Here is a 338-nt window from a genome sequence, read left to right on the forward strand (position 1 = left end):
GATGTGATCCACAACTTCAACGCCGACGGCTTCACCTCGCTCTACCCGAAGCACAAGGGGGGTCGGCCGAGGACGTTCACGCTGCCCGAGCGCCGCGAGATCAAGAAGATCGCCAAGTCCAAGCCGGCCGAGCACGGCCTGCCGTTCTCGACCTGGAGCCTGGTCAAACTGGCCGACTTCCTGGTCGCCGAGGGGGTGGTCGACGACATCAGCCACGAGGGCCTGCGCATCCTGCTCCGCGAGGAAGGCGTCACCTTTCAACGCCTGAAGACCTGGAAGACCTCCCGGGACCCGGACTACGCGGTCAAGAAGGCCCGAATCGAGCACCTCTACGCCAT

General features: G+C 64.5%; 1 protein-coding gene. It reads left to right on the forward strand.

Going from position 1 to position 338, the window contains the following annotated elements:
* Window positions 1-338, forward strand: a 338-nt coding sequence (locus ACSNOK_RS33620) for a helix-turn-helix domain-containing protein (protein ID WP_436784558.1), incomplete at both ends; no start/stop codon positions are given.

Origin of the sequence: Streptomyces sp. URMC 126 (assembly GCF_051386555.1) — a bacterium.
Lineage (GTDB): Bacteria > Actinomycetota > Actinomycetes > Streptomycetales > Streptomycetaceae > Streptomyces.